Consider the following 15916-nt stretch of genomic DNA (forward strand, 5'->3'; position numbering starts at 1 on the left):
TGGTTACTATGGTAGCTAGTTTCAATCCCCTTAAGTCGGGTCAATCTCTTTCAATAGCCTAAACTATTATAACTCCTTCATAAAAGACAATCAAAATTATACTAAATTTGCCTTTCTAAATCCTTATATCATCTAAATTTCAAGCAAAAAGTTCGCAAACCTAGCTAAATTTACAAAGAGCAACTTAGGAATTTAAGCTATCAATTTAATAAAACAGCCTAAATTTGGCACTTTCAAAAAATAAAAAGTTCGCAAATCAAATTTAAAAAAGCCAAAATTTTTAGATTTGCCAAATTTAAGTGAAAGTTAAGTTTGGAGATACCCTTAAAATTAATATTTGAAACTTAAATCAAACTAAAAGTTCGCAAACCTAGTGAAATTTACAAAGAGCAACTTGGGAATTTGAGCCATCAATTTAATAAAATACCTAAATTTGGAGCTTTCAAAAAATAAAAAGTTCGCAAATCAATTAGTAAATATGTTGATAAAATCACTCAAATTTTTTAAAAATTTCATCTATCTGGCTCTCTTTGAAAATCTTTTGCAGCTCTGCCTTTCTTCTAAATGTCCTAACTCTCTTTTTGCTAGCATCTTTTGCTAAGTTTTCGATGTGACTTGCGATTTTGGCACGATTGTCATCGTCTATATTAATCTTGCTTTTATCTAGCTTTTTTAGAAGCATAGTTATCTCATCTAAGCTAGGAAGCTTTATGATATCCATGGCATTTGCGCTATCGCTAGGCTCTACTTTACTCTCTAAACTTAGCCTTTCAAGCTCTTTTTTTGCCTCATCTACAGAGTCGTGATCTGGATAGGTTTTGATGTGCTTTTCTATCATCTCTTTGTAGTATCTGTTTTGCTTGCTTTTGGTTATAGAGTGCCAATTATCCCAAGCTTTTTTATCTTCTTCTTGCTCTTTTTGTTGTTTTATCTGTGTGTTTATCTGCTCTAGTTTTTCTTTTGCCTCTTTAGTAAAGTCGCTATCTGGATAGTTTTGGATGAAGTTTTTCAAAATATTGATATCTTGTGTATTTTGGATAGATTGCCATTTTTGAATAATTGCTTTGTTTTTTTCTAAATTTTCAAGCTCCTCTTTGGAAAGTGAGAGTTTAAAGCAACTATCATCAAAATTAACCAATGAGCTATAAGATTTTAGATACTCCCTTTTTGTTTTTGCCTTTGAAAACTCGCCAATATCCATATATTTCAAAGCAAAATCGCCCTTACTCTCTTGCTCCATCGCCATAGCTAAAAGCTCTTTTAAAGAGTCATTTTTTTCTAAATCGCCCCAATAAGGAATTTGTTTTAATATCTCTTTTTCAAAAGCGGCTAAATACTCCTTTATCTCATCTTGTGATAGGTTTGTTATCTCGATGGTGCATTTTCCATAGCCATATGGCTTTGCAAAGCCTAAGTTATAAAAGGTGTTTTTGGTATTGTGAAAAGTTATGGCTGAGATGAGCGCTCCGATTTCTGCCTTTTTTAGGTTGTGGAATTTAACTTTGCCGCTAAATTTGGTCCCTTTGTCAAGTGGCGCGAAAAATGACTTTACATTTTCTGAGCTTTCTTTTTCTTTTGTAGTAGAAACTTCGCCGCCTTTATGAACTGGATATCTTTTTCTACCTGCAATCTCAAATCTATCATCCATATAGCTCTTTAATTCGCCTCCGGATTGTTTGATATAATTTGGATAGTAAGAGGCTCTTGGCGTTCCTAAAATCTCACCTCTTGAATCAAGTTCTTTTGGACTACCCAAAGCAAGAAAGTGGCTAAAATAAACTCTTCCTTTAAGTGCTTCTTTTGTATCTTTGTCGGTATATCCAAATATGGCTTGAGTTAGGTCTAGTGAGCTTTTTGTGTTTTGGAGAATACCTGCTGAAATGCTGTGCTTATAAATGATTTTATACATATATGCAAGTCCAAAATGAAGAAGCTCGCCCTTATCATCTAGCTGGAAAAATACCGGCACTTTTCCTGCATTTTTAAGTTTTTCTTTCCAATACCCCCAGTCGATCGACTCTTTTGGCTCTGTTTTTCTATCGTCAAAGTAGGCAAATTTGAAGTCTTCCATCATCTTTTGTGAAACTAAAAACTCTTGTTTTATCTCATCAAAGAAGATAAACTCATAGATCTTTCCAGATGCTTTTTTTCCATCTTTAGCTTCTTTTCTAGCACCTGGCTGACCTGTAAATACGATAGTTCCAGCTTTTCCACTGTTGTCTTGTATATAGATATCTCTTGAATAGCTTTTTTTTAAATATCTAAATTTATTTTCTAAATTTTTGCCTTTCAAAAGAGAGTCTTCATACTTATATTTAGCAGTTTTTAGCTCTTTGTTTTTATTTTTATTTTCAAAATAACCATCTCTAAATTCCTTAGAAAACTCCATATTGTAAATTTTATCAATCTCTTTTTGACTAATTCTACCTGGAATACCACAATCTTGTATAAAAAAATCACCATCTTTTTTATATAGCCAACCGCAATATGTAGGCTTTCTCATCTGCTCCATATAAAAATTTTCACCTTTTGAGAAGTCTCTAACAGCGTAAGTGCTATCATCAAAATCTCTAAGTTTAGAAAAGCTAATTATCTCTAAAACGCTTCTTATAGTGCCTTTTATGCTTGTAGCAGGGATAAAAAACTTGCCGCCAATGTTGCAAAACTTCGTCTCTTTTTCTTCTCTATCTTTTTTGCTATTTGCAATAAAAATTGGAGAATGCGCAGTTATGCTTAGCTCCAACTCTCCACTTTGTCCATCTCTAAATGGGATATCATGGCTAATATCTTTTGCCCAAGATGGATAAAATACTTTTTTGTTTAGTGGGGCAAAATTATAAGGTGCTTTTATCATCTCTTAACTCCTTTTTATCTCTTTGCTAAAACCGGCAAAAACAACTCTGTCTAATATAGGCGTTTTAAACTCATCTAAGATATTGCCCTGCATATCTTTGGCAAATCCACCTTCAAATTTGTAAATTTGAGCCATTTTGATATAAAGATTTGAGATGTTACTTTCATAAATTTCAATATCATCATCCAAAACAGCATCTAAATTCGTCTGGCAAATTAGCCATTTTCCATCAAGCATTTTTATAGAGACACTTGTTTTTGTAGCTTCATTGTAAAAATACGCTTCGCTTATAAAACCACTCTCATCACTTATTTTTAGAGATTTATCTATGAAAAGATCTTTACTGGTGTCGAATTTTCTATTGGAAAACTGCACAAAGCCATCGTAGTTTTGTAAATTTGAGTTTATATACTCTATCACCTCTTTTTTACTCTTTAGTATCATGCACAAATCCTTTTTGTGTTATATCTTTGCCATTTTTAAAAACTTTGCCACTAAAAAATCCATGTCCTTTTGTAGTCGCCCCGCCAAGTGGAAGCATTCCGTTGCAGATATCATTTAGCGCATTTTCAAAGGCCTTTTGCTCTTTGCTGTCTATATCATCATAAACTAAAATATCCAAGTTTATGCTCTTGTTATAAATTGAGGTTTTTTCTTGAAACAAAGCTCCATCTTTGGCGCCACCTCTAAATCTATCAATAGCAACATGTTCAAAAACTCTCTCATCATCTACTTCGATAAACAGATCACTCATTAAAATTTTGCCCTTTTTGCCATCTAGAAAGTCTTTGTTGCCCTTTTGTGTGCCAAATATAGATATAAGATTGTTATGTGTATCACTATCGCCAATAAATTTAGAATCAAGCAAATTTAGATGATAGATACTTCTATGCAAAATCGCACCTTTTATGCTACTTGCAGGAAGTAGTGTCAAGCTCTCTTTTATCGCTCCTTTGCCGCCATCATAACAAACAATATGCTCTTTTACCGGCATCATATCAGCTTGTGAATCTCCAAAGCCACTTCCAAACATAAAAAAGTCATCTGGTTTTAGCTTGAGAGTATATCTATTTAGCTTTTTTGTATCGCTTCCAAAAACAGATAGTTTTGAAATTTGAAGCTCATTTAAGCTGTTTTTTAAAGAGCAATTTAGAGATGATGAAGTATTTCTATACTCATTTGAGTTGATATTAAACTCCTGCCAAGATGAAAGCTCGTCCAAAACTCGCACCGCCCCAAAGCCTTTTGTAACTCCACCACCTAGTCTAAAAGTCTCACTTTGCAAGATAAATATAATATCTCTAAGCTCATCTTTAAGCTCTTTTTTATCTTCAAAAATCTCTATCCTAAATTTAAACCTTGTTCCTTTGAAAACTATCTCTTCATCAAATTTGCCACTATCTTCAACTACACCCTTATCATTTATGCGGTTGTGATCTCTTACTGGAAGTTCCCTAAAATAGTTTAAAAAATCGCTTTTGTTTTCTAGGAGTAGCTCTTCGCAGACTTGCATATTTTCATCACAAAGCAAGGCATTTGAGATGACAATTCTTGAGCCTTTTGCATCTTTTTCGCTCTTATTAGGAAGAATTTGTTTTTGCTCCTCTATATCATCGCCAAAAAGAGAATATATGGCCTCATTTTTGATAAATTTAGAGCGGATTGCGCCCGATATGGAACTACCCAAAATCATAGGCAAGCCATTCCAATCCCTTTGGACTGGGCTATCAAGTAGAAAGTCTATATCGCTACTTCCTACATTTAGCGGTGTAGTCATTTCGATAATTATATTTGATATGATGCTTTTTTGACTCATTTGCTATCCTTTCTACATCTTGCAGACAGAAGTCTTACAAACATTTTTTTATTGGACAGAGATTTAATCTCTTTTATAAGTCCTTCGCCACAATTTTCCCACTGCTTTTTAGATACGCCTTTTTTGGTAAATTCTTCAATATTTTTAAGTAGTTCATCATCATTTTTTGATCTGATTGCAAAGTTGTTTATCGCGCCCCATTGAGAATTTGTAGGATTTTTATCCCCGTATTTAAATGCTTCAACCCTATCTATTAGTTCCAAAAACTGAGTATCTTCTCTCTCTTTTTGAGATAGAAATTTTATAAGATTTGTCTGTGGCTCTTTTGTGTTTTTTGACTGCTCTTTTTTAAATTTCACTAAATTTTCATTGTTTTTATTTATATTAAAGTTTGAATTTGAGCTATCTTTTACATCTAAAAATTTAGGATTTACCAAAATAGCACCAAAACCCTCATTTTGAAAACTGCCGATATACTTAGGAATTTTCTCATCTTTATCTAAATTTTTAATAGTTATAACGCTTCCCTTTTTTATAAAATACCTCATCATCTCGCAAGAGATTTTTTTTGCATTATAGGGGATATAGTTTCCAACCTTTATGTGAGAATTTCTAAAGTCTATCTGCCCGCTTTTTAACCCCAAATCAGAAGCACTTCTTAGCAAGGTAGGATTTCCAAACTCATCAAAAAGCGCTATTCTAGACTTTGCGTAGATGTAAGTTAAATTGTCATTTGGCTTAAAACTATCTATTTCGTCGTTTAAATTTGACTTTTCTATAAGAACTCTGCCATATTGTGCTGTTTTGGACTTGCCAAGAAGTTGCTCACCTAGTAAAAACTCCTCTATTTGATCTAGTGTTTCATCGTCGCTGCACTCTATGCTAAATAAAAATTTAAGCCCCTTTTCAAAAGAGGTGTAACCAAACATATATCCATCTTTGCTTCTTCTATTTTTTTCATCGTGAGCTGACTTTTGGGAATAGTTGTAGTTAAAGTTGTGCGAAAAATAGTCCTCATTTATGTAGCCATCTCTAAGTTGTTTTAGCTGCTTTTGCTCTTTTATTAGCTTTTTTTGTTCTTCTTCATCGCTCAAAAATAACCTATTATAATATCCCTCTCCAACCTTTAAGTTGCAAAAACAAAGTGGAATTTTATAGCCTGGCTTTAGCACTATTTTGCTCTTATCTACTAAACTCTCTATTAGTATATCTCCATCGCCAAATTTAACTTCGCCTGAGTGAAAAACATAAAATGGATCTTTAAATTTATCATAGTTTCTAGCTACCATTCCCAAAAATGCATTGCCTGGTATAAAGTCTAAATTTGGACTATCTCCCTCAGTATTGACACTCGCTTTTAGTATGATATCGCTTTTAAACTCGCATGTATAGTATCTTTTCATCTCTCATCTCCAACTATTTTAAACTCACATCTTCCAAGGCCGCGATTTCTATTTAAGCCCATCTGCTTTATGCTCTGAAGAGATTTGATGATAAGTTCCTTTTCATCTGTCTTTATAAAGCCACTTAAAGTTAGTGGTATAACAACTTCAAGCTGTCTTAAGCTCTGATCTTTGGCAATGCCATTTTCATCTATCCTAGTTTGTGAAATTTTGGCAAAAAGATATTTTTTCAAAGAGTGATTTTTCTTAAGATATGCGACCTCATCTTCGCTAAGTGTGGCGTTTGAGAAGTATGAGTTTGCCTCAAAATCTCCCTCACCTCCAAAAATATGTTTAATTTTCTCTTCGTTTGACTCTATCACTCTGAAATACTGCCTTACTAGCCCTTTTATCGTCTTTCCAGGAACATATGGAAGTCCAAATTTATCCTTAACGACAATGCTATCATACATAGAACCTGCACTATCGCCACTGCCCAAATGCCAATAATCCAAAAATTTAATACAATACCTTATCACTGCTCATCCTTTTTGTCGGTAATAGAAAAATAGGAGATAATGTCATAAAATGGCGTGTAGCACGATAGTTTGTCATCTTTTATCCTAACTACAAAAGGATTTGTAAAGCTAAACTTATCGCCAAATTTAAACAGATCTTCAAACTCTTTTGTCGTAAAATCATCGCTACCACTATTTTTAGAGGCAATCATCTCAGAAATTCTTTTAAGCCTTGTTTTTGAGTTGGTGTAGTTATCTGCCAAAATATCTAAATAATCCCTTAGTCTAGACTTTGGAGAGTTGTTTTTCATAAACAGCTTTACAAGCTTCAAAAATCTATCTGCTGTTATAAATGAACTATCCCTAACATCCTCTTCATTGATAAAATATGGTCCAAAATTTAGCCCAACATCTACATTGTTATACTCTTTTTTTGTCTCTTTGCCGATAAAAACTTCGCCGATACCCAGCTTTTTAATGATATTTCTAAAGGTTAGCTCTGTGGCGATGAGATTTTTATAGTTTGAGACACTAGAGCTTTGGATATTGTGAAACATAATGCTTGATGGTGGTAAATCTTTGTTTATCGCCCTGCTTTGCTCTTTTGCATAAGAACAAAGGCTCTCCGCCAAATTTATAGCATAGTGAAACGGAAATTTATGGTTGCAAAATGCTATTCCAGCACACATTGTAAGCTTGCTATCTTCTGCATTTTTAAAGGAAAGTTTTTGAGCGCTTAGTCTTTCAAATGCCTTTATAAAATTGCTAGTAAGCTCTAATGCTATATCGGCGCTACATATGATAGCCAAGTCATCGCCGCCTAATATCACTTTTCTGATGTTTTTATATCTTTTCTTTTCTTTAAATGGTTTTATCGCCTCTTCAAAGGCTTTTTGCGTAATCTCTTCTAATTTTGCTGAAAAGTTTTTATAGACATCTTTTACCTCTTTGTCTGTTTTTGCCTCTTTTAAAAGAGTGGCTATTTTAATGCCAAGAGAGTTGCCATCAGCGTGGATAATGGCGGTTTTGTTTTTGGAGTTTTTGGGTATTGTTTTTATCTCTAGTCCTGCAATATCATCATATTTTTTTATGTTGTCATTGTAGTAGTTATTTTTTTGAAGTGTTAGCAAATCTGCATCATCACTAGCTATCATCGGTCTGCCACTTTTTGGCGCCATTTTGATGAGAAAATTTGAAAAATCAAAAGGCAAATGCGCTCTGTTTCTTTCAGTATTTAGCTCTCTTTCTAGCTTTTTAAATGCCTCTTTAAGCTCTCCATCTTCAAATTTAACTATACTTTGGCAATTTTCTACTCCACAAGCCTTTTTGCTAAATTCTCTCCTTAAGGTTAGCACCAACTCTAGAAGTTTGTTTTTTTCATCTTCTTCAAATACAAGCTTTATATTACCAGCTGCATTTATGATGATATTTTTGCCATACTCTTTTTTATCAACTTCAAAGCTCTTTATAAGTCCGCTTCCACCTATGATTGATCTAAGCTCGTTAGTAGAAAAGATCAAGTTTTGGATATCTTTTACACTAAGTCCATATAGATATTTACTCATATTTGCTCCTATTTGTTGTATATCTCTATCTTACCAAGTCCAAACGAACACTGCTTGCCAACGCCCAAAATCTCACCTAAAGACAAAATCTTAAAACTCATCTCATCAACTTCATCAAGCAACATCTCCCCAACAATTCCACCAAATTGCATCTTTGTTTTTTGTCTGTTGCTCCATCTGTCAATATCTAAAAAGTATAAATTTTTGGATAAAACTCTATAAGATGGGCTAAAAGCTAGTGGCTGCAATGCTTGGTGCTGCATAAAGGTAGCTTTTTTGTAGATGGATGAGATGATATCAACAACATCGATATCATCATCTCTTACAAAGCAGTTTTGTTTCTTGATGCGAAGTGGAGTTATCAAAGTCAAAAGTAGTTTTTGGCTATAAATTTTAGGTTGAAATATGCAAATTTCATCACAAGATATCTCAAAGCTTTTCTGTTTTTTCCTATCAACTCCAAGCCCAACATTGATAAAAAGAGTCTTTAGAGCCGATATTATCTCATCTTGATAGTTGCAAAGCTCTTCAAAAAGATAGAGATCAAACTCATAGCTTTGCATACCCAAACGAAAGTCAAATCTATATAAATTTGTAAAATTGTTAGTTGCGTAGAGCTTCTCAAAAAGAGTGGCATTAACGGCTTTTAGTGCATATCCAAAACCACCCCTAAGCTCACTACCCATAAAGTATGGCGGTATATCTTCTGTGTTGATTTTAACTGAGATTTTTAAGTATTTTATCACGCTCTTACCTTGAGATTTTGATATTTTACTACATCTTGTTACGTGATTATACATTTTTATTAAGTTTAAAGTCAAACTCTTTGGTAAGTGAGTTTATTGTGAGTTTATACTTTTTTCTGTTGTAGAGCTTTTTTGACTGGACACGCTTGGTAGCAAGAGTTATCTCCCCTTTTTGAGCCAGCAAAACATTAAAATCTCTTTTTTTCATCTCAAACCTTTCTAAATTTCAATCTGAATCAACTTTTGCAAGTTAAATTTGATCTAAATTGTAGAGTTTTTTGATGACAAAAAGTGTCCTTTTGCAATTTTATTTAAATTTATAATTTTCAATCCCCTTAAATCGGGTCAATGTCTTTTCATATGCAAGAGCTTCTAGTTCTTACAGAGTTTGATGATATGCGTTTCAATCCCCTTAAATCGGGTCAACGTCTTTTAATAAGAATGCATCAAGAACATGAACTCTATATACTGTTTCAATCCCCTTAAATCGGGTCAATGTCTTTTAATAGCCTAAACTATTATATCTCATTCATAAAAGACAATCAAAATTATACTAAATTTGCCTTTCTAAATCCTTATATCATCTAAATTTCAAGCAAAAAGTTCGCAAACCTAGCTAAATTTACAAAGAGCAACTTAGGAATTTAAGCTATCAATTTAATAAAACAGCCTAAATTTGGCACTTTCAAAAAATAAAAAGTTCGCAAATCAAATTTAAAAAAGCCAAAATTTTTAGATTTGCGAAATTTAAGTGAAAGTTAAGTTCCATGGTATCGCTAAAATGGGCAGTTGAAACTTAAGTTAAACTAAAAGTTCGCAAACCTAAATTTAAAAAAGTTAAATTCATAGATTTGCGAAGTTTTTTTTCATCTTAAATTTATCAAAGTCCCAAATTTAGCCACCAAAAAGTTCGCAAATCAATTAACAAAGATGTTGATAAATCAAGCTTTGAATGTTGGATAGAGTATTGTTTTTAAATTTCAAAAGCTATAATGTCTAAAAAAGTTTAAAGGATTTATATGGCTAAAGTTTTGATAACCTCCATAGGCAAAGGTAGGAGCAGTCGTGGCTACAACAGAGCCAATTATGAGATAGATGGCAAGGTTTATGAAGATGAAAAATTTATAGCATCGGCTCTTCATAAACATATAAATTTTGATAAAGTTTTTATCGTTGGCACTAGTTTTTCCATATGGGAGGCAGTTTATGAAGATCTTGGAAATGGCAGTGCCGATACTAGTTATAAAATCTTAGAAGCCCAAGAGGAGAAAAAGCTAGATGCACTAATCCCACTTATACAAGACCAACTAGATAAAAATCTCAATACAAAAGGCTCTAAGTGCTACATCATCAAATATGGCGTAAATGAAGATGAGCTTTTGGAAAATTTTAACTATTTTTTGGATATTGCCAAAAACCTAAACAAAGATGATGAGATCTATCTTGACATAACGCACTCTTTTAGGTCGCTTTCTTTGATGAGTTTTGTAATGAGTGAGGCGATTTCAAATTTACGCGAAAAGCCACTAAATATAAAGAGCGTTTATTATGGTATGTTTGAGTATAGTGCTGAAAATGACGGTGTTACTCCTGTTGTGGATCTGAAGATATTTTTTGAGTTTTTGGACTGGTCAAAAGCTATACGCAACTTCAAAGAGTATGGCAATTCGTCGGATTTGCTAAGGCTTGTTAGCGATGATGAGAATTTATCTAGCTTTAGGAAAAATTTCATCTACTTTTCAAATGCCCTAAATATGTCCAACATGAAAAGTATCAAAGATGCACTCCGCACCAAAATCAAGCCAAAATTATCCGAGCTAAAAGAGGCTAAAAATAGGATATATGAGCCAATTATTGATGAGCTTGAAAGTTTTGTGAAGTGGCTTGATGTTGAGTCCTTTGCGCTATTTCAATACAATCTTGCAAAATGGTACACCAAAAACAAAAACTACGCACTTGGTTATATGGTCTTGCAAGAGGCTATCATATCGGCAGTTTGTGAAGACAGCGGCTTTGATGTGGAAAATCAATCCGATAGAAAAGAGGCACAAACAATTATTCTAAGTGCTGGGGAAAAAGACCCAATCCGTAAAGCATATAAGAAGATAAATCCAATAAGAAACTCCATAACTCATGCATTTGAGTGTGATAAAAGACAAAAAGATAGCGATGCGATTAACAATCTAGATAGATATTTAGAGCAGCTAAACAAGCCGCTTTTTAAAAAAAGAAGATAAGAACTTAGTATTTTCTAAATCTAACGTGCTTAAAAGTGCTTATCTTGACACCATCTTTATCCACTTTAACATCTCTTTTTGTTGTGGAATAGACAGGAATTAGCCCTAGTTTTAAGCAGTAGTTTATGAGGATATAACAAAGTCCAAAATCGCCTTGAATCAAAGCATAGTCGCCTTTTTTGGCAGTTTTGTCTAAAAGCTCTAAAAAAGGCTTTGCAAAGTCGCTTAGATCGGTAATTTCTGGAGAGACATTTGAAAAAAGAGTTTGTAAATTTGGCTCAAGCTTTATAAACTTATCTACCTTTAAATTTGACTTTGCATCATTTATTTGATCTTCATTTAGGCTGTGCGAAAAAAACAAAAACATCTTCATCTGCTTTCCTTCATCGCCTCTAAAATCTTTTTAAAATCATTTAAATTGCTTGAGATAAAGTCGATATTTATAGTGATTAGATCTTGATTTGGGTGAGCTATGTCGTTTCTTGCTCTGTCTATCTTTGATAAAATCTCAGATATTGGTTTGTGATAATTTTTAAAAATGGATTTATACTCATCATCACTAAAGCCCTTTTTTATAGCATTTCTTCTATAATAACAATCTCTTTTATCAGAATATGGCTCTTTTATCATCACTCTTTTTTCTTTTTTATTTCTCGTATAATCAAGGATAAAAGTTGGCTTTACCTTTTTTATGTAAGATTCCAAAAAGGACAAAATACTTTCAAATAAAAATTGTAGCGATGAAGAGAATAAATTCTTGTCTTTTAGATACTCGCAAAAGCCCAAAAGCTGGAGATATTCTGGCTCATTTCTTAAAATAATGATTTTGTTGATATCTGTTTTTAAGTTATTTAGGCTATTTTGAAAAAGTGTATTTTTGTTTTGCACAATAGAATTGTTTAGATCGATAGCCGAATTTATAGCATCGATGTATTGGTTAAAAAGCAAATTATTGCTCAAATTTGAAAGCAATTTAGCTATTTTTTCTATCTCTTTGCTGCTGTATGATATAGTAGCAACTCCGCCATTTGCGATATAGGTATCAACTAAAATAGTCAAATTTGAAGCATCCAAAGAGTTCTCAAAACTTTCAAATTTAAATTTATTCAATGCAAAATCCATAACATTTGCATAAAAGATATGTTTAGGTTTGATAGTTTTTGACAATATGACCGATAAAAACATCATTATTGGATGGTGTCTTTTGCCCTGAGTTATATCTAAAATAAACTCTTCATTTTCTTTTATGCCCAAATATGAAAGTAAAACTGTGCTTAACTCTTTTTCATCTTTGTTTGCTTTTTCTGCCATATCTTCTAAATTTATAAATAAAAACTCGCCTACTTGTTCTTTAAGCTCATCTAACTTATATTTAGTTTGCGATGAGCCAAGCAATATAACATTTGCTTTACCATCTATTTTAAAATGTTCCTTAAGGGCTAAAAATGAGTATTTGCCTTTGTAAATTTTGCCATCTAGCTCATATTCGGCTTCGTTTGGATTTGTGCCGACGGTTGCTATTAGTTTCATTTGATTCCTTTTGTAAATTGACATTGCAAAGAAAATTATCGCTCTTTTTTTATCTCATGCACAATGATATAGATTTAAATAGACAAAATATGTCTTTTTAACAAATTTATTATTTATATCTCTCATAGGCATTTTTTAGGCTATTTTTTACTAAATTTCTAAGGCCGATTGGCTCTATAACCTCAACCGCAGTTGACCATCTTAATATAAAATACAACAGCTCCAAATCCTGCGTAACAGTGTATTCAACCAAAAGCGAGCCATCATCAAGCTCTTTGGCTATATTTTGTGAGTTAAAAAACTTCTTAAATTTGAAGTATCTAGCAACACTCGAATCTACTTTTATAATGGCTTTCACTGGTTTTGGATTGATGCTATATTTTGCAAATGGAGTTTGCATATCTTCTATAAATTTCTCTATATTTGGATCTCTTGATTTGAAAACTTGCGGTGTGATTTCAAGCTCTTGCATATAGTTGATGCGAGGTTTATATATCTCATTTCTATCTGGAAAATGACAAATTAGATAAAAGTTTTCATTCATAAAAACGATGCAGTAAGGATTTGCCAAACCCTCTATGATATCATCGCCTTGTCTAAATTTGATCTTGATTTTTTGTCTGTTTTTGATAGCTCTTTCTATTTTGCCCAAAAGTTTTAGGTCATTTATCTTTTCAATAGGCTTATTTAAAAAAAGATAGGTATCTTTTATCTCTTGATTTATCTTTTCAAAAGCCTTTTTTTGGCTCCTATCAAGCTTGAAAATCTCCTTAAAATCGCTACTATCGGCAACCAAAGAGTATAAAAGTCCAAAAGCTCTTAAACTATCTCTATCCCAAAAGTTTTCAAACATCTTTTTGTTGGCTACGCTATACTCCATAAAGCCATTTGAGTCCTTTTGTTTAAGCGGTTTAAAACCTTTTTCATCTAAAATTTCAAAGCTCTCTTGCAGATCTCTTTCTATAGTTTTCGTAGAGACTCCATACCATTTTTTGTTTTTCTTAAGACTATCTATCGTTAGTTTTTTGCCATCATTTAAAAGGTCAAATATCTCAAGAACTCTCTCTATTTTGCCGGATTTCATCATCTCTCCTTTTTGGTGGCTATTATACTCTATAGTTTTGATAAATATCAACTTTTATAAAGTAAGATTAAAGTTAGTTAGATTGTAAAAACAGCCATTTAAATTTCAAAAGGAGTAGTGAGATAAGCTCTGAAGAGTTTAAACAACCTTAACTCAATAGCTCTACAAAATGAAATTTAACTAACAGCTATTTGCTAGAACTGCTTTGCATGCACTTGATGAGAGAAAACCAACTCTTAGTTTCGATATGATAGAAGAATTTAGAACTTTTATCGTAGATAGAGTTATAGTTTCGATGATAAACAAAAACGAACCAATGGCTCTAAATAAAGATGGATTTTTAAATGACAAAACAAAAAAACTTATAGCTCAAAATATAAATGAAAAATTAGGAAGCTACATAACCTACAAAAAACAGGTTGTAAAAGTAGAAAGCATCATAGAAAAACAGTGCTATGCCTTATCAAATTTCGTAAACGAAAAATCAAATAGTTATAAGTCATTCATAGGGAAATTTTAATGAAATATCTCATAACTTATGACATCATAAGCAACAAACGAAGAAAAAAAATAGCTGATATTTTAGAAGGTGTTGGAAAAAGAGTAAATTTAAGTGTTTTTGAATGTGAATTAAACGATACCAAACTAAAGCATCTCAAAACAAAGCTTTTAAAACAAGCCGATCCAAAGGCAGATAGTATAAGAATTTATAGGATCTGTGAAAATTGTGTCAAAAAAAGCTTTGGACTATGCATGGGAGATGATATATTTGCGGATATGGATTTGTATATATAATCTTAGAATTTTATCAAATTTGCCCCTTTTTGATTTGCGAACTTTTTGCTGGTTAAATTTGGGACTTTTATAAATTTAAGATGAAAAAAACTTCGCAAATCTATAAATTTGACCTTTTTAAATTTAGGTTTGCGAACTTTTAGTTTGATTTAAGTTTCAAATGCCCATTTTACGGGTATCGCCAAACTTAGCTTTCACTTAAATTTGGCAAATCTAAAAATTTTAGCTTTTTTAAATTTGATTTGCGAACTTTTTATTTTTTAAAAGTACTAAATTTAGGGCATTTTATTAAATTGATAGCTCAAATTCCTAAGTTGCTCTTTGTAAATTTCACTAGGTTTGCGAACTTTTTGCTTAAAATTTAGATGATATAAGGATTTAGAAAGCTAAATTTGATATAATTTTCATTGTCTTTTATGATGGAATTATAAGAGTTTAGGCTATTGAAGGACATTGACCCGACTTAAGGGGATTGAAACTATATCCTCTACTAGACTCATCAACTACGGCTGCATATTAAAAGACATTGACCCGACTTAAGGGGATTGAAACCCTGCTTGTCTATATTGATAATCTTCTTCTTGTGGCAACTTTAATTAAAAGACATTGACCCAATTTAAGGGGATTGAATTTATTTTCTCACTCGTTCTTTCCCAAAAGGACAAATTTTGGGTAGCTGTTATATAAAATACTCCTACTATTAAATTAGCTTGGGGTATTTATTTTTATTGTAAAATTAATAGTAGGTAATTTATGGAATGCTAAAAAATGAATAAAAATATAAAAAAAGATTTAAATAATAATAAGCCACCTTACCAAATAATTAATCAAAGGAAAATATTTAATCTATTTTTTGTAGCTATTATCTTTAGCCTGTTTTTGCTTGGAAATTTTATTATTTTATTTGAAGTGCAGTTTTCTATCGTGTCGAAAATTACAGCATTTTTCGTATCTGTTTTTTCATTGCTTGTTTTGTATCAATCACTATTTTTTAAATATGTAAAATCATATGAAGATAAAATAGTTATAAAATATTTATTTTTAGAAGAGATTATTATTTTTAGAAAAAATATTATAAGTGAAATAGATTTTAGAAGACCATTTTTTGATAATAGTTTTATTTTTATCGTAAGAGGAAAAATAAGTATTAAGATTTTTGTAATACCCTGCTTAATAGATACAGAATATTATGATTTATAAAATAAACTCAAAGGATGAAAAATGAGCTGCCTGGATTTGACAATGTAGGAAGCAAGCCATATCCTGGAATCGCAAAAGATACTTGCAGATTTCACTTCCCTATAAAAGGTAAGCAAATCTTACTTATAGATGATATTTACACTATCGGTTGCAATGTTGATGAGGACTTTATACAGACTTTATATAATC

15 protein-coding genes and 1 CRISPR repeat array are annotated in these 15916 nt (G+C 32.0%); of the genes, 4 read left to right on the top strand and 11 right to left on the bottom strand.

Features of this window, described 5'->3' with window-relative positions; translation table 11 throughout:
- Nucleotides 1-490: 490 nt before the first annotated feature.
- From Q0X52_RS07435 to Q0X52_RS07470, 8 genes are read right to left on the bottom strand one after another with little or no spacing between them, the layout of a single operon-like run.
- Complete coding sequence (locus Q0X52_RS07435; protein WP_269493292.1) at nucleotides 491-2854, bottom strand: TIGR03986 family CRISPR-associated RAMP protein; 2364 nt, start codon at nucleotides 2852-2854, stop codon at nucleotides 491-493.
- A gap of 3 nt (nucleotides 2855-2857) precedes the next feature.
- A complete protein-coding gene (locus Q0X52_RS07440; protein WP_269493291.1) occupies nucleotides 2858-3298 on the bottom strand; it encodes a TIGR04423 family type III CRISPR-associated protein in 441 nt (146 codons plus the stop codon).
- The gene (locus Q0X52_RS07445; RefSeq protein ID WP_269493289.1) at nucleotides 3282-4670 is read right to left on the bottom strand and encodes an RAMP superfamily CRISPR-associated protein; all 1389 of its coding nucleotides are present in this window, start codon (nucleotides 4668-4670) and stop codon (nucleotides 3282-3284) included. The genes Q0X52_RS07440 and Q0X52_RS07445 overlap by 17 nt, the downstream gene beginning before the upstream one ends.
- Nucleotides 4667-6073 (bottom strand): hypothetical protein, encoded by a 1407-nt coding sequence (locus Q0X52_RS07450; RefSeq protein WP_297576562.1) that lies wholly within the window; start codon nucleotides 6071-6073, stop codon nucleotides 4667-4669. Before Q0X52_RS07450 ends, Q0X52_RS07445 begins: the two co-directional genes overlap by 4 nt.
- The gene (locus tag Q0X52_RS07455; protein ID WP_297576560.1) at nucleotides 6070-6591 is read right to left on the bottom strand and encodes an RAMP superfamily CRISPR-associated protein; all 522 of its coding nucleotides are present in this window, start codon (nucleotides 6589-6591) and stop codon (nucleotides 6070-6072) included. Before Q0X52_RS07455 ends, Q0X52_RS07450 begins: the two co-directional genes overlap by 4 nt.
- Nucleotides 6588-8135 (bottom strand): hypothetical protein, encoded by a 1548-nt coding sequence (locus Q0X52_RS07460; protein ID WP_297576558.1) that lies wholly within the window; start codon nucleotides 8133-8135, stop codon nucleotides 6588-6590. The genes Q0X52_RS07455 and Q0X52_RS07460 overlap by 4 nt, the downstream gene beginning before the upstream one ends.
- A gap of 8 nt (nucleotides 8136-8143) precedes the next feature.
- Nucleotides 8144-8881, bottom strand: a complete 738-nt coding sequence (gene cas6, locus Q0X52_RS07465) for a CRISPR system precrRNA processing endoribonuclease RAMP protein Cas6 (protein ID WP_297576556.1) — start codon at nucleotides 8879-8881, stop codon at nucleotides 8144-8146.
- Between the two features lie 46 nt (nucleotides 8882-8927).
- Entirely contained in the window at nucleotides 8928-9089 is a 162-nt protein-coding gene (locus Q0X52_RS07470; RefSeq protein ID WP_297576554.1) for a hypothetical protein, read from the bottom strand.
- A 115-nt stretch (nucleotides 9090-9204) separates the two neighbouring features.
- A CRISPR array of direct repeats spans nucleotides 9205-9391; the repeat unit is 25 nt; unit sequence TTTCAATCCCCTTAAATCGGGTCAA.
- A 509-nt stretch (nucleotides 9392-9900) separates the two neighbouring features.
- On the opposite strand from Q0X52_RS07470, the gene csx2 reads away from it, so the two are divergent.
- On the top strand, nucleotides 9901-11118 hold the full coding sequence (gene csx2 / locus Q0X52_RS07475; RefSeq protein ID WP_297576552.1) for a TIGR02221 family CRISPR-associated protein: 1218 nt from the start codon (nucleotides 9901-9903) through the stop codon (nucleotides 11116-11118).
- A 4-nt stretch (nucleotides 11119-11122) separates the two neighbouring features.
- On the opposite strand, the gene csx20 is transcribed toward csx2, so the two are convergent.
- The 3 genes from csx20 to Q0X52_RS07490 all read right to left on the bottom strand — a co-directional run bounded on the left by csx20 (nucleotide 11123) and on the right by Q0X52_RS07490 (nucleotide 13732).
- Nucleotides 11123-11491, bottom strand: coding sequence for a CRISPR-associated protein Csx20 (csx20, locus tag Q0X52_RS07480; protein WP_297576550.1), 369 nt, complete (start codon nucleotides 11489-11491; stop codon nucleotides 11123-11125).
- Nucleotides 11488-12648, bottom strand: a complete 1161-nt coding sequence (locus tag Q0X52_RS07485) for a TM1812 family CRISPR-associated protein (RefSeq protein WP_297576548.1) — start codon at nucleotides 12646-12648, stop codon at nucleotides 11488-11490. Before Q0X52_RS07485 ends, csx20 begins: the two co-directional genes overlap by 4 nt.
- A gap of 109 nt (nucleotides 12649-12757) precedes the next feature.
- Entirely contained in the window at nucleotides 12758-13732 is a 975-nt protein-coding gene (locus Q0X52_RS07490; RefSeq protein ID WP_297576546.1) for a WYL domain-containing protein, read from the bottom strand.
- A 205-nt stretch (nucleotides 13733-13937) separates the two neighbouring features.
- Here Q0X52_RS07490 and Q0X52_RS07495 point away from each other — a divergent pair, with 205 nt between their 5' ends.
- From Q0X52_RS07495 to Q0X52_RS07505, 3 genes are all read left to right on the top strand, one after another.
- Nucleotides 13938-14252, top strand: a complete 315-nt coding sequence (locus tag Q0X52_RS07495) for a CRISPR-associated endonuclease Cas1 (protein WP_297576544.1) — start codon at nucleotides 13938-13940, stop codon at nucleotides 14250-14252.
- Nucleotides 14252-14527 carry a CRISPR-associated endonuclease Cas2 gene (gene cas2 / locus Q0X52_RS07500; RefSeq protein ID WP_297576542.1) on the top strand — a complete coding sequence of 92 codons (276 nt, stop codon included), beginning with the start codon at nucleotides 14252-14254 and terminating at the stop codon, nucleotides 14525-14527. Before Q0X52_RS07495 ends, cas2 begins: the two co-directional genes overlap by 1 nt.
- 768 nt (nucleotides 14528-15295) lie before the next feature.
- Entirely contained in the window at nucleotides 15296-15727 is a 432-nt protein-coding gene (locus Q0X52_RS07505) for a hypothetical protein (RefSeq protein ID WP_297576540.1), read from the top strand.
- The last annotated feature ends 189 nt before the right edge of the window (nucleotides 15728-15916 follow it).

The sequence above is a fragment of the uncultured Campylobacter sp. genome, from assembly GCF_947255105.1.
Taxonomy (GTDB): Bacteria; Campylobacterota; Campylobacteria; order Campylobacterales; family Campylobacteraceae; genus Campylobacter_B.